Raw genomic sequence first — 13,840 nt, forward strand, 5'->3', positions numbered from 1 at the left:
CCTTGCGCCAACGATGCAAGAGCTTCAACAGCGACTCCGCATCCGCATCGAGCCTTTTGAGCGGCTGGCGTTTGATGCCAGGAACAACCGCGGCTGCCAACCACTTCGATTGAGCCATCTCGATTACGGCGATGATCGTGCTATCCTGCTCGAGGGCGGTGAGGGATCTGCTCGCCTCAAAAGGTTGCGACATGTGGCGCTCCTTTGGTGTCTTTGGACAGAGCGCCGAGCGTGCCACAAACCCTCGCCGTCCGCCCCGCCCCATAGCATCTTGATCCAGTGCTTTTGCCGGCGCCGCGGTAAGCCGCTCGCGATGTTTCGAGACCAGACCCTCTAACCCCATTCGGCACGCTGCCTTGAATAGCTCAGGCCCAATCTCCCCACGCTCGAATGGCGCGACAGTGATCCCGTCAGGTCGGCGCGACAAGAGCTGCTCCAGTTGGCTTTGCGCATGTGTAGGGGGAGCGGGCGCAAGTCATCGCCATCCATCGCGAGCGTGTCGAAGGCATAAAGCTGGACTTGCTCGTCGCACTTCCGGGAATACAACGCCTCGAAGTCGGAGACGCCATCGACACCGAGCACCACGGCCTCGCCATCGATGACAAACTGCTTGGTACGGTTCTTTAGGGCGGACTCGACAATCCAGGGATACCTGCTGCACCAATCGTGACCGTTGCGCGTGAGTAGCCTGACGCGATCGCCGTCGCGGTGAACGATCAGGCGAAAGCCGTCATATTTGATTTCATGGATCCAATCGGGACCTGCCGGCACCTTGGTGCCTCGGGTCGGGATGGCGGGCTCAATGTGCTTCATGGTCGGCATCTATGCACCGCCGGCCGGAATGCGAGTCTCAGAACTCCCGCAATGGCAGCAGTAGCTGCACGCCGATCGGCCGCCCGGTGAAGCGCTCGATAAACTCACGCACTGGCTCGGTGACCTCGAAAAGAAAATGATCCGGCCTAGGTTAGAATGCTCCAGGCCTTTAGTTCATTTTCGATTGCCTCGATGAAGCGGATGGCCTCTGCCCGCGGGACAAGTACCCCCTCATGGGCGAGCTCGTTCCGCACCATTCTGCCTCTATCAACCAGTGAATAGTCCTGCCACGGCAATGCAGATCGCGACGCGAGCATTCTAGAATAGAGCGTGCTGCGTTCACATCTGAAATGCCCTCCGCGACAAGCTGGTCCAAGACTTCTTCAAGCGAACAATAGGCAAGAACCAGTGGCAGGTTGATGAGCTCCGTCGGCCACATATGGATACGCCACTCCCAAAAGGGTCCTCTCTTGTCGAAGTGGCTCGTCTTCGAAAGCTTGCGGATCGACGTCCAAGACGCAGCTATTTCTGCCCTAACCTGTGCATCCCGGATCATCCGATACGCAGCCTCCTCCGAAGAACTGATCCGGTTTATTTCCCCTTCGCCTTCAGCGCAAACCGCGCTTGCGCCAGTTTTTGCCAGATCTCTCGCAGGCCTCGCGAATGTAGGGGAGCGCGCGAATTGTGTCGCTTCGGGGCGCCCAATGCTCGCGATTAAACGTGTCAGAGAACCCGATGTCGCGAAAGTCACCGCGTGCAATTGTCTCGTGATCGGGGACCAAATAGACGCTAAAAGTTTCTCCTACCTCCAGCTTCTTGGGAAAGTCCGCAAATGGTCCTCCGCCGTATGCGTACTCCAGATTGAAGTCATTGGTCTTTGGCGCGTTCGGGAGAAGGTTTAAGATGCCATAAGTCTTATCCGTGAAGTGATGGCGCCTATAGACCATCAGAGCGTTCATGAGTGTGACTTCAATCGGACCCATGTTTGTCGCGTTCAGTCGCAGAACTTCAATATCCTCCGAGCCATTCTGCATGATGGTGACCATCGCAAATGAGACGCGCAGAACGGGCTTTGGATAAATGAACTTGGACCAAATATTCCAGGCAAGACTCGCCAACGAAATAAGCGCCGACAGGATGCTAATGACTAGGGCCCAATCCGCCACTTGCATCTAGCTCAAGCCTTTGTCTTCGCCTTCAGGGCGATCTCGACCAGTCGGCGGATGGCTTCGGGGCGGCCGGGCAAATCCGGCTGCTTCCGGCGCCAATCGTCGAGATTTTGCAATGCGTCAAGGGCCATGCGAACGTTCACCGCCTCACTATCGACGGGAGGTCGGCCGCGCCTCGATTTTTTAGCGCTATTTATTTTTGACTTCATGATTTGATGGTGCCATAAATTAGCAAGCCGAGCAAGTGTTGGAACGCTCACCCGGCTCTAACCACCCGATCCTCTGCTAACCACCCGATCCTCTGGGAGATCAAGATGGCTACCTCACATTCTATCACAAAACCTCTTTCCCGCTTCTTCCAAGATGCGTACCTCTGCGCAGTCTTTAAGGCTGCCGAGGACGACGGCTTTGCCCCTAACTTAGTCGAGATCGACCACGCGCCAGTCCTCAGAGCTGATCCCGACGACCGGCCGGCGCGTCTTGGTGGAGGCCTAACTTCGGCGACGACGCTCGGCCGGCAGCCCCGCAGGAAGAAGTTATAGCGGCGGATGATCGTCCGCCGGTCACTGGCACCAAGACGAGATCTGAAGAGCCAGCCGGCCAGTGTCGGCGGGCATTTTCGTCCCTCGTGACGTCCGTATTTTGCCGGGCCTTCAATGCAGCCGTTGGGCGTATACTGCGAATGCGGCGTTGCTGATTTGCATCAGATACCACCCGGAGGAGGTTTCGACATGAAAGACGAGAACGCAGCAAAAACCTTGCTCGTAAGACTACCGGCCGATGTCAAAGCCTGGCTGGCATCCGAGGCCGAGCGAAACTTCAGCTCGCAGAACTCCGAGCTGGTTCGCGCCGCCCGTGAGAAGATGGAGCGACGCAACGCGGTGCAGGCGGCGTAACAGACACTATGGCCCCGCGCTTCCAGAATGTCGCTGCCGGTGACGTGCCCGAGAATATCGCGGCGCGTCGCATGGGCACGACACTGGACGCATTCAGGACCGTGCTGCCCAATCTGATTGCTAGGGGTTTCCCTAAACCCGATCCCGACACCGGCAATTTCGATCTCGACGCAATAGATGCTTGGCGCAAGCTTAGAAACCCGCATCTGTTTACCGGCCGCGCTGAGTTCGGCGCGCGAGACGCCTCAACGGTCGTGGAAGATCGCTTGGCAGCGATGAGGGGCAAACGATGACCCGCGTCAAGATCCGCCACTATGTCGTCAAGCGCGCCAAAGGTTTTTGGCAGCCGACCGCCAAGATGAAGAAACTCGGTTTCGGTCCTGTCCCATGCGGGCCTGACGGACCTGGGGCGTGGGCAATCGCCGAGGAATGGAATCGCCGCTGGGATCAGACGCGATTTGGCGCTGCGCCCTCGTCGGCCATGGCGTCGGCGCAGAACTTGTCGTTCGAGAACTCGGAGGAGTTGACCATCTACGCTTCCGGGTCTCTCGGTGACGCATTCCGGCGATATCGCAGGACTGAGGAGTGGCGACGCAAGGCGCCTCGCACTCGTGAGGATTGGTGGCGCGGATGGAGGCGCATCAAGCCCGTATTTGGCGACAACGATCCGAGAACGGTCCAGCTCGATCACATTTCTGCGTGGCGACAAGCCATTGAAGAAGACGTCTCGCTTCGGGAGGCCCACCGAGCCCTGAAGATCTGGCGGGCCTTATGGAAGGTCGCCGCGGCGCTCCACTACTGCGCCAGGGACGACGACCCGTCGCTCGCGGTGCGCAACTCCGCAGCGAAGGGGCGTTCGGAGAGATGGCCTGAGGGCCATGTAGTCCGACTGGCCAAGCGCGCCTGGCGCAGGGGTTACTATGGTCTGTCGGCGGTCATCGGCGTGGCTTGGGATACCCAGCTCAACCCCGGCGATGTCCGCGCATTGCGAGCCTCCCAAATGGCCACGGCTGGCGAGGGAATGCTGTTCTTCACCGAGCGCGGGAAGACCGGCACGCCCGTCGGCGGCCTGCTCAGCGCGCGTTCCATGCGATTGCTGAGCGCCTACCTTGAGAAGCTCGGCGCCACCCTGACGGGCGAGGCCTACATCTTCCGGAACCGCTCCGGACGGCCTTACAGCAAGGACACGCTGGGCGACGATTTCAGGACCGTGAGGGCGGCCGAATTCGGCCCCCTGGAACGCCGGATGCTGGGCCATGACTTCCGACGCTCCGGCGCCGTCGAGGCCATTGTCGGCGACGCCACGCCGGCCGCACTGGCCCACGCCATGGGGAACACCCTGAACGCCTCGAACACCCTATTTGCCACCTACGTCCCGGTTGACGCGGCCACCGTCAAGAAGGTCGCCGAGGCCCGGAAAAAGGGTCGTCGAGTGCTGCGATGAGTGAACGAAACGGGCGCAAAAGTTGGAACGCGCCGGTCCTGAAAGTTGGAACGGAGACTGAGATGACTGCTAAGCCATTGAAATATGGCGCGAGAGACGGGGCTCGAACCCGCGACCTCCGGCGTGACAGGCCGGCGCTCTAACCAACTGAGCTACTCCCGCGTGCTGGGCAAAGCCATGCGGAACGAGGGGGGACTTAAAGGCGCGATCTGGTGAAGTCAAGGACGTTGCGCCTCTCCCGTAAACATCGGGTGTTTCTGCGAGACTTCACCGAATCCAGCCCCGGATGCCAACGTCAAGCCGGGTCCCGAATCGTCGGGCGGCAGGAAGCCGCCCAATCCCCGCGCGGACGGGCCGCCCGCCACCGGGGGAACTTCTGGAATCGATCCGAGGCCTACGCTTCATTAAGCCTGATCACGCCTCCTTGCGCGGCGACACGCGGTCCCCGGAATGACGCTTTTCTGGTATACCGCCAGCTCATCCGACTCCGGCGGTTACGAGAAGAAATGCCCCTCACCTTTACCCACACCGTGACCGAGCGCTTCCTGCGCTACGTCACCATCGACACCCAGTCCGATCCCGAATCCCCCACATCGCCCTCGACCGAGAAGCAGAAGGATCTCGGCCGCGTGCTCGTCACCGAGCTCAGGGAGATGGGCGTCGAAGACGCCCATCTCGACGACTACGGCTATGTCTATGCGACGATCCCGTCCAACACCGACAAGAAGGTGCCGGTGATCTGCTTCTGCTCGCACATGGACACCTCGCCCGACTGCTCGGGCAAGGACGTCAAGCCGCAGGTCGTGAAGAATTATCGCGGCGGCGACATCACGCTGTCAGCCGATCCCACCCAGGTGATCCGCTTCGCCGAGCATCCCGCGCTCAAGAACCAGATCGGCAACGACATCGTCACCACCGATGGCACGACGCTGCTGGGCGCCGACAACAAGGCCGGCGTTGCCGAGATCATGGATGCCGCGCATTTCTTCATCAACAATCCCGACGTGAAGCACGGCACCATCAAGATCCTGTTCACGCCCGATGAAGAAATCGGCCGCGGCGTCGACAATGTCGATCTCAAGAAGCTCGGGGCCGACTTCGGTTACACCATGGACGGCGAAAGCGCCGGCAGCGTCGAGGATGAGACCTTCTCGGCCGATGGCGCGACCATCACCATCACCGGCGTCAGCGCCCATCCCGGTTACGCCAAGGGCAAGATGGAGCATGCGATCAAGATCGCGGCCGCTATCGTCGAGCGCCTGCCCAGGGAAGGCTGCTCGCCCGAGACCACCTCGGGCAAGCAGGGCTTTCTGCATCCGATCGGCATCTCCGGCGCGCTGGAGCAGGCCACGCTCTCCTTCATCGTGCGCGACTTCACCGAGGAAGGGTTGAAGGAGAAGGAGACGCTGCTCGAGGGTATCGTCAAGGATGTCATGAAAGACTATCCGCGCTCGACCTACAAGTTCGAGGTGCGCGAGCAGTACCGCAACATGAAGCAGGTGATCGACCGTCACCCGCATATCCTCGAATACGCGATCGAGGCGATCCGCCGCGCCGGGCTACGCCCGATGCGCACAGCGATCCGCGGCGGCACCGACGGCTCGCGCCTCTCCTTCATGGGCCTGCCCTGCCCCAACATCTTTGCCGGCGAGCACGCGTTTCACTCGCGGCTGGAATGGGTCAGCCGGCAGGACATGGAGAAGGCAGTGCAGACCATCGTGCATCTCGCGATGATCTGGGAGGAACGGGCGTAGGCCGTTCGGCCTTGGATGCGGCCACGACGATTGCTGTCGGGTGCTGGGACGACCGGACTTACGACCGGCCCTGGAGTTCATCGCGAATGCAGCTTGAATCGACTCTCACCTGTCCGGAATGCGGCCATCGCATGCGCGAGGCCATGCCGACGGACGCCTGCCAGTTCTTCTATGACTGCAAGGGCTGCGGCAGGAGGCTGAAACCGAAGGTGGGCGATTGCTGCGTATTCTGCTCGTTCGGATCGGTCCCCTGTCCACCCGTCCAGGCGGGTGACTGCTGTTCCTAAGCCATGATCCGGACCCGAAGGGCCGCGTTAGCGCAAAATGCGAAGCGGTTATCATGCTCAAACAATGACCTAAAGTGCGATGACGATTCATCCAGATCTCATCGCGCTTTAGACCGCGCCAAGCGTCCGAGGACCTCGCATGGGCTTCTACCAGGACAGGATCGTGCCTTGGCTGACGCATCTGGCGATGCGCCAGGCCCAACTCGTGCCGTATCGAACACGCGTTGCCTCCGGCGCGACCGGCCGCGTGCTCGAGATCGGAATTGGTCCCGGGCTCAATCTCGCGTTCTACGGGCCTGATGTGACCGAGGTCATCGGCCTTGATCCGTCACCAAAGCTTCTGGAGATCGCGCGCGATGCCAGCCGAAAGAGCATGGCACAGCTCGAGCTGATCGAAGGCTCGGCGGAGGCAATTCCGCTGGAGAATTCGAGCGTGGACACGGTGGTGACGACCTGGACCATGTGCAGCATCCCGGACGTCAGTCGCGCATTGTTGGAAGCGCGGCGCGTCCTGAGGCCTGGCGGAAAGTTCCTGTTCGTCGAGCATGGCCGCGCGCCGGAGCCGCGCGTGCAATGGTGGCAGGATCGTTTGACCCCGCCCTGGAAGCGCCTCTCGGGCGGCTGCCATCTCAATCGCGCCATTGCCGACCTGATCGGCAGCAACGGATTCGCCGTCGAAGACCTCCATCTCGGCTATGCACCGGGACCGAAACCGATGGCATTCATGTATGAAGGGCAGGCAGCGCCGCGCTGACCACGTTTGTCGACATCGTGATGTCGCCCCGGTTTACAGGTTCCGCAACGACGTGCAACAAACGCGCATGCACCCAAAACGGTTCATCAACGGCCTGGTTATGCTGCTCGTCGCGGTCGGGCTTCTGCTCGCGCCGCTGTCGACGCCGGCATCTGCCATGCCGGTGTCCGGCGGCGCCGGCAATATCATGCAGGTGATGTCGGATGACATGCAGGCTGTGTCCGAAGAAATGCCCTGCTGCCCGGACCAGACCAAGAGCAAGAACTGCGACACCTGTCCGTTCGTGGCGCTGTGCATGCTGAACCTCACGCTCCCCGCTCCTTCCGGAGCGAGCTCGCTTATCGAGCGGCATCCGCGGCGGAACGCGCTTGCGCCGCGCGATGATCTCCTGCGCGATGGGCTCGCGGCAAAGCCCCCCGACCATCCTCCTCGAACCGACGTCTGACCGGCGCGGAAGCGCCTGATCGCTGACGCGTGCCTGCAGAGGCACGCGCATCGTCGCATGCCGCCTTGCTGCACGTCGCAGTGGCGGCTCACCAGACCTATCGAGGAATTGAATTCATGACGACTTCCAACGTTGCGCGCGCCGCTAAGGCTGCGCTGATCGGTGCTGCCTTCGCAGGAACCACCCTGACGGCACATGCCGAAATCAAGAACTACGAATTCCAGCTCGTTCAGCCGACCGTCAAGGCCGGCGCCGATCGCATTGTCACGGTGCGGCTGGTCGACAAGACTACCGGCAAGGCGGTGCCCGACGCGGTGATCTTCGCCAGCCGGCTCGACATGGCCCCGGACGGCATGCAGGAGATGGTCACCAAGGTCACGGCAATGCCGGGCACGGAGCCGGGGACCTACCGGTTCAAGGCCAATTTTGGCATGGCCGGACGCTGGCAGCTTTCGCTCGGCGCCAAGGTGCAGGGCGAAACCGGCACGGTGGAAAACAAGCTCGTCGTTACGGCCGAGAAATGACCCGCCTCGCCGCCATGGGCACTGCCGCTGCGATTCTCGCAGCGGCAGGTGTCGCGCTGTTGGCCGGCATCGGTGCGCGCCCGCAGTTCGACGCCGACCACCTTTCATCCGCCGCGCGCGCGGCAGATGCGGGCGCACCGATCTATTTCCGGGATCCGGACGGCAAGCCGTTCTACTCGCTCACGCCAAAGAAGACGCCGGATGGCCGCGACTACCGCGCCGTGCCTGCCGGCGCGGATATCAGCTTCGACGAGCCCGATCAGCCTTCGGACACGAAGGCTGCCGACGCCAACAGCGATCATACGAGCGATCGCAAGATCAAATATTACCGCAACCCGATGGGCCTGCCCGACACCTCGCCGGTGCCGAAGAAGGACTCGATGGGGATGGACTACATCTCGGTCTACGAGGATGACGACAGCGACGACGGGACGGTCAAGCTGTCGCCGGGCAAGATCCAGCGCACAGGCGTCAAATCCGAGCCGGTCGTGCAGCACCCCGTCAAGTCGGTGATCCGCGCACCGGGAAGAGTTCAGGAAGACGAGCGGCGCGTTTCAGTGGTCGCCCTGCGCTTCGAGGGATTCGTCGAAAGCGTCGCGAACGTCACAACTGGGGACCATGTCCATAAGGGGCAGCCGCTCATGAACGTGTACAGCCCGGCGCTATCCAGTGCTGCGGCCGAATATCTTTCCGCTATTAATGCCGGCGCAACCGGCCAAGCGCTCAAGGGTGCCCGCCGCAGACTGGAAAATCTCGCTACGCCGGAGTCGGCCATCAGGGAGCTCGAACGCACGCGCGAAATCTCGCTATCCATCCCCTGGATCGCTCCGCAGGAAGGCGAAATACTCGAGCGTAACGCGGTAAACGGGATGCGCGCGGGACCGGGCGACGTTCTTTTCAGGATCGCCGATCACCGCCTGGTCTGGGTCGTCATCGACGTCGCGGAACGCGATCTCAGTCAGGTTTCCGTTGGAAGCAACGTGACGATCAGGCCGCGCGCTCTGGCTGACCGGACTTTCACCGGAGTGGTGGCGCTGATCTATCCGCACCTGAACGCACAGACCCGCACCGCTCGCATCCGTGTCGAAGTACCAAATCCGGATGAGGTGTTGCGGCCCGAAATGTATGTCGACGCGGAGATTCAAACTGGCACACCCGGCCCGGTCCTGGCCGTGCCGGAAGGTGCTGTCCTCGACAGCGGCACGCGCCAAGCCGTCCTGATTGACAAGGGCGATGGCCGCTTCGAGCCGCGCGAGGTCAAGCTCGGCCGTCGCGGGGGTGGCTTCGTTGAAATCACCGATGGTGTCACCGCAGGCGAATTAGTCGTCACCTCGGCCAACTTCCTGATCGACGCCGAGAGCAACCTGAAAGCCGCGCTCAAGGGATTTACCGAGCCTGGCAAGGCGCAAGGTACCGATCCCTCCGACGACAAGACCGTGGGAGGCAAGCCATGATCGCGCGCGTCATCGCATGGTCGGCGCGCAACCTGCTCCTTGTGCTGTTCGGCACGGGCTTCGCCGCCGCTGCAGGCCTCTATGCGCTGATCCACCTGCCGCTGGACGCCATTCCCGACCTCTCCGACACCCAGGTGATCGTCTACACGGAATATCCCGGACAGGCGCCCCAGGTGATCGAGGATCAGGTCACCTATCCCCTCACCACCGCGATGCTGACGGTACCGAAATCGAAGGTGGTGCGCGGATTCTCCTTCTTCGGTGTCTCCTTCGTTTACGTCATCTTCGAGGACGGGACCGACATCTACTGGGCGCGCTCGCGGGTGCTGGAATTCCTCAACAGCGCAGCGCCCCGGCTGCCCGCCGGCGTTACGCCAACGATCGGCCCGGACGCGACAGGCGTCGGCTGGGTCTACCAATACGCCGTGATGTCCAAGGAGCTGAACCTCGCGGACACCAGGACAATCCAGGACTGGAATCTGAAATTCGCGCTCGCCAAGGCCGAAGGCGTCGCGGAGGTCGCAAGCGTCGGCGGCTTCGTGAAGCAGTACAACGTCATCCTCGATCCACAGCGCATGCGCGATCTCGGCATCACCATGCAGAAGATGCGCGACGCCATCCGCGCCAGCAATGCCGACGTCGGCGGGCGCACCGTCGAGCTCTCCGAATTCGAGTATGTCATTCGCGGCAAAGGCTACCTCAAGAGTATCAACGATCTCGGCAACATCGTGTTGAAGGCGGAGAACGGAACGCCCGTACTCTTGCACGACGTCGCCCGCGTCGAGCTCGGGCCGGACGAGCGCCGTGGCATCGCCGAGCTCAACGGCGAGGGCGAGGTGGCGAGCGGCATCGTGCTCCAGCGCTTCGGCATGAACGCGCTCGACGTGATCGAGAGCGTCAAGAAGCGGTTCAAGGAAATCGCGACCAGCCTGCCGAAATCGGTCGAGATCGTCCCGGTCTACGATCGCTCGAATCTCATCAAGGCGGCGATCGAGACGCTCAGGCACACGCTCGTCGAAGAGAGCATCGTGGTGGCGCTGGTCTGCATCGCGTTCCTGCTGCACGTCCGCAGCGCCCTCGTCGCCATCCTGATGCTTCCTGTCGGCGTGCTTATGGCATTTGGGGCCATGAAGCTGCTCGGGATCGGCTCCAACATCATGAGCCTCGGCGGCATCGCCATCGCGATCGGCGCCATGATCGACGCCGCCATCGTCATGATCGAGAATGCGCACAAGCATCTGGAGCGCGCCGAGCCCGGCCGCTCGCGCGTCGCGATCCTCATCGACGCAGCATCGGAGGTCGGCCCGGCGCTGTTCTTCAGCCTCCTCATTATCACCGCGTCGTTCATGCCGATCTTCACGCTGGAGCAGCAGGAAGGCCGGCTTTTCAGCCCGCTCGCCTTCACCAAGACCTTTGCGATGGCGGCGGCGGCGCTGCTGTCCGTCACGCTGGTGCCGGCGCTCATGGTGATTTTCGTCCGCGGCAGGATCATCCCGGAGCACAGAAATCCGATCAACCGCTTCCTGATTTTCATTTATCGCCCGGTGATCAAGGGGGTATTGCGCGCCAAGATAGTGGTGATCCTGCTCGCGATCGGCGTGCTCGCCGCCTCGATCTGGCCGGCGCGGCAACTCGGCACCGAATTCATGCCGAACCTAAACGAGGGTACCCTGCTCTATATGCCGACCACCCTGCCGGGGATTTCGGTGACCAAGGCGGCCGAACTGATGCAAACCCAGGACCGGATCATCCGCTCGTTCCCTGAGGTCGCCTCGGTCTACGGCAAGGCCGGCCGCGCGGCCACCGCGACCGATCCCGCGCCGCCAGAGATGTTCGAGACTGTGGTCAATCTCAAGCCGAAGGAGCAGTGGCGCGCTGGGGTGACGATCGACAGCCTAATCGCCGAGATGGACAAGGCGCTGCAATTTCCCGGCGTATCCAACGCCTGGACCATGCCGATCAAGGCGCGCATCGACATGCTCTCCACCGGCATCCGCACGCCGATCGGCGTCAAGGTCATCGGCACCGACCTTGCCGGCATCGACAAGCTTGCCCGGCAGGTCGAGCAGGTGCTGAAGGCGGTCCCCGGCACCTCTTCGGCCTATGCCGAGCGCGGCCTCGGCGGCTACTACCTCGAAATCACGCCGAACCGGGAGGCGCTGTCGCGCTACGGCATCATGGTGCAGGACGTGCAGGACACAATCGCGACCGCGCTCGGCGGCCAAACCGTGACGACGACCGTGGAGGGCCGACAGCGCTTCACCGTCAACATGCGCTATCCGCGCGATCTTCGTGACAATCCGAAGGCGATCGAGAGCGACATCCTCGTCCCGATGCCGGCCGGCGGCGCCGTCCCGCTCGGCGAGGTTGCAAGCGCCACGCCCGCGCGCGGGCCGACATCGATCCGGACCGAGAACGGGCAACTCGCGACCTACATTTATGTCGACATCCGCGACCGCGACCTCGGCGGCTACGTCGCTGATGCACAGCGCGCGGTGCAGGCGAGCATCCAGTTTCCAGCAGGCTCTTACGTGGTCTGGAGCGGACAGTACGAATATCTGGAACGCGCCACTGCGCGGCTCAAGATCGTCGTGCCGGTGACGCTGCTGATCATCTTTCTCCTGCTCTACCTCAACTTCCGCTCGGTCACCGAGACCATGATCGTCATGCTCTCACTGCCGTTCGCCCTCGTGGGCGGCCTCTGGCTGATGTGGTGGCTCGGCTTCAACCTCTCCGTCGCGGTCGCCGTCGGCTTCATCGCCCTTGCGGGCGTGGCCGCCGAGACCGGTGTCGTGATGCTGATCTATCTCAACCAGGCTTTCGCTAAAACCACGGCGCACTGCGCCCGCGAGGGTCGCACAATGACCCGCAACGATCTCTACGCGGCGATCATGGAAGGCGCGGTCGAGCGCGTCCGCCCCAAGATGATGACGGTGGTGGCGATCATGGCCGGGCTCCTGCCGATCATGTGGAGCACCGGCACGGGCTCCGAGATCATGCAGCGCATCGCGGTCCCCATGATCGGCGGCATGATCTCGTCGACGCTGCTGACGCTGATCGTGATCCCGGCGATCTTCGGATTGATCAAGGGATTTGGGCTGCCGTCCGGCGGCGGCGGAAACGTGCAGCCGCCAATCGATATCGCGGATGCTACGCTGCTAACTCCAGAACCTGAACAGAGGCGCCGAGCCGCGCCTAGTCCGATACCGACCGGCCATGCGATCGGCGGCGTCGCACGATGAAGCCGGCCCCTGACCTTCGATTCATCCACGATCAAGGCTGGCCGGTCCCCGCCAAACCCGAGCCCACGGCGCTAGGCGCGGGTTGCCCGACACGGTCGCCATCCGCGCAAGTCCCAGGGAAGATGATTGTGAGCACAAAGGCCCGAGCCCGGTCACCCCCCGGGAAGCTGGGGCCTTCTGCTTTTGCGCAGCTTTGGCTCTCCTATGTTAACGACGCCAATCTCGCGATCATCAAAGATGCGAATCGGGGTGGAACCTCCAGGAGCGGGAGAGCGGCGTGGATCGCAGAACGGCGTGCCTGAACCAGGCAAACGCATTCCGGGAAAAGGCGCTCGCCGATCCCGAGCACCACGATCAATGGATCGATGAAGCCATCAAATGGCTGGAACTGGCGATGGAAGCGAGCTGCCACGTCGCGGTGACGGTCGAAGCGAGTGATGGCTGCACCGTTCCGCAGCTGGCGGCGGCGGCCGACACCGTCGTATCGCATCAGCCTGACGCGCAGGTCCTGATCACACCCGCACGTGAGAACCAATCGCGACAGGCTGTCGTCGCTGCGGCGTTTATTCTCGGGACGTAACAATGTTGCGGGTCGACACTGTTCCCGCAGGCGTGCTAGGCGGGACACGAACCGCAACGAGAGTGACCTCGTGTCCGCGATCCGCTGGCCATTCGGGATGTTTCGCACGCGCCATCTGCGCGGGCTGCTGGCCGTGCTCGTCGCAACCATCTACCTGCTGTCGTGCCTGCTGCACGGCGCGCACGAACTCGATGTGACCAACCCCTCCAGCAAGGCGGAGATCGCCTCCGTGCTGGACGGGGCCGCCGGCCATAACAAGGCGTTCGCCGGCCATCATTGCCATGGCTGCTTCTCGGTGACGGTTGCGCAGCCGGCGCAGGCCGAGACCCTGACTGCGCTCGTCGCCGCTCCCGAGCCACCGCGCCTGCCTGCCATCGCCGGCGTGGTGCTCGATACGGACTCCCCGCCTCCCAAACTTATTGCCTGAACGGATTGGTCGGGCGCTCGCGCGCCTCCTAGCTTCATCCTTCACAGGTCG

At 62.4% G+C, this 13,840-nt stretch carries 15 protein-coding genes, 1 tRNA gene and 1 pseudogene; 12 read left to right on the top strand and 5 right to left on the bottom strand.

The window, feature by feature from the left end:
- From YUU_RS60600 to YUU_RS62510, 4 genes and pseudogenes are all read right to left on the bottom strand, one after another.
- Positions 1-193 (bottom strand): annotated as a pseudogene (locus tag YUU_RS60600) (IS110 family transposase); the annotation flags it as partial.
- A gap of 140 nt (positions 194-333) precedes the next feature.
- Complete coding sequence (locus YUU_RS55510) at positions 334-813, bottom strand: DNA ligase (protein WP_371260570.1); 480 nt, start codon at positions 811-813, stop codon at positions 334-336.
- A 608-nt stretch (positions 814-1,421) separates the two neighbouring features.
- Positions 1,422-1,985, bottom strand: a complete 564-nt coding sequence (locus YUU_RS0140900) for a hypothetical protein (protein WP_027527429.1) — start codon at positions 1,983-1,985, stop codon at positions 1,422-1,424.
- A 5-nt stretch (positions 1,986-1,990) separates the two neighbouring features.
- Positions 1,991-2,113: a hypothetical protein gene (locus YUU_RS62510; RefSeq protein ID WP_256375333.1), complete on the bottom strand. Its 123-nt coding sequence runs from the start codon at positions 2,111-2,113 to the stop codon at positions 1,991-1,993.
- 600 nt (positions 2,114-2,713) lie between these two features.
- Here YUU_RS62510 and YUU_RS0140910 point away from each other — a divergent pair.
- The 3 genes from YUU_RS0140910 to YUU_RS0140920 are packed head-to-tail and all read left to right on the top strand — an operon-like array spanning position 2,714 to position 4,322.
- Entirely contained in the window at positions 2,714-2,878 is a 165-nt protein-coding gene (locus tag YUU_RS0140910) for an Arc family DNA-binding protein (RefSeq protein ID WP_027527430.1), read from the top strand.
- A gap of 8 nt (positions 2,879-2,886) precedes the next feature.
- Positions 2,887-3,171 (top strand): hypothetical protein, encoded by a 285-nt coding sequence (locus tag YUU_RS53600; protein WP_051390168.1) that lies wholly within the window; start codon positions 2,887-2,889, stop codon positions 3,169-3,171.
- Positions 3,168-4,322, top strand: a complete 1,155-nt coding sequence (locus YUU_RS0140920; RefSeq protein ID WP_027527431.1) for a tyrosine-type recombinase/integrase — start codon at positions 3,168-3,170, stop codon at positions 4,320-4,322. The genes YUU_RS53600 and YUU_RS0140920 overlap by 4 nt, the downstream gene beginning before the upstream one ends.
- 85 nt (positions 4,323-4,407) lie before the next feature.
- On the opposite strand, the gene YUU_RS0140925 is transcribed toward YUU_RS0140920, so the two are convergent.
- Positions 4,408-4,484 (bottom strand) — tRNA-Asp (locus YUU_RS0140925).
- 344 nt (positions 4,485-4,828) lie between these two features.
- Here YUU_RS0140925 and pepT point away from each other — a divergent pair.
- The 9 genes from pepT to YUU_RS0140965 all read left to right on the top strand — a co-directional run bounded on the left by pepT (position 4,829) and on the right by YUU_RS0140965 (position 13,789).
- Complete coding sequence (gene pepT, locus YUU_RS0140930) at positions 4,829-6,076, top strand: peptidase T (protein WP_027527432.1); 1,248 nt, start codon at positions 4,829-4,831, stop codon at positions 6,074-6,076.
- Positions 6,077-6,162: 86 nt separating this feature from the next.
- A complete protein-coding gene (locus tag YUU_RS61820) occupies positions 6,163-6,363 on the top strand; it encodes a GDCCVxC domain-containing (seleno)protein (RefSeq protein ID WP_084801827.1) in 201 nt (66 codons plus the stop codon).
- Between the two features lie 139 nt (positions 6,364-6,502).
- The gene (locus tag YUU_RS0140935) at positions 6,503-7,117 is read left to right on the top strand and encodes a class I SAM-dependent methyltransferase (protein WP_027527433.1); all 615 of its coding nucleotides are present in this window, start codon (positions 6,503-6,505) and stop codon (positions 7,115-7,117) included.
- A gap of 67 nt (positions 7,118-7,184) precedes the next feature.
- Positions 7,185-7,562, top strand: coding sequence for a hypothetical protein (locus tag YUU_RS0140940; protein WP_027527434.1), 378 nt, complete (start codon positions 7,185-7,187; stop codon positions 7,560-7,562).
- 116 nt (positions 7,563-7,678) lie between these two features.
- Entirely contained in the window at positions 7,679-8,086 is a 408-nt protein-coding gene (locus YUU_RS0140945; protein ID WP_027527435.1) for a FixH family protein, read from the top strand.
- Positions 8,083-9,540, top strand: coding sequence for an efflux RND transporter periplasmic adaptor subunit (locus YUU_RS0140950; protein ID WP_027527436.1), 1,458 nt, complete (start codon positions 8,083-8,085; stop codon positions 9,538-9,540). The genes YUU_RS0140945 and YUU_RS0140950 overlap by 4 nt, the downstream gene beginning before the upstream one ends.
- Positions 9,537-12,782 (top strand): efflux RND transporter permease subunit, encoded by a 3,246-nt coding sequence (locus YUU_RS53605; protein WP_084801829.1) that lies wholly within the window; start codon positions 9,537-9,539, stop codon positions 12,780-12,782. Before YUU_RS0140950 ends, YUU_RS53605 begins: the two co-directional genes overlap by 4 nt.
- A gap of 277 nt (positions 12,783-13,059) precedes the next feature.
- Positions 13,060-13,362 carry a hypothetical protein gene (locus tag YUU_RS53610; protein ID WP_063621826.1) on the top strand — a complete coding sequence of 101 codons (303 nt, stop codon included), beginning with the start codon at positions 13,060-13,062 and terminating at the stop codon, positions 13,360-13,362.
- A 70-nt stretch (positions 13,363-13,432) separates the two neighbouring features.
- On the top strand, positions 13,433-13,789 hold the full coding sequence (locus tag YUU_RS0140965) for a hypothetical protein (RefSeq protein ID WP_027527437.1): 357 nt from the start codon (positions 13,433-13,435) through the stop codon (positions 13,787-13,789).
- Positions 13,790-13,840 lie beyond the last annotated feature (51 nt).

It is taken from the genome of Bradyrhizobium sp. Ec3.3 (assembly GCF_000472925.1).
Classification (GTDB): domain Bacteria; phylum Pseudomonadota; class Alphaproteobacteria; order Rhizobiales; family Xanthobacteraceae; genus Bradyrhizobium.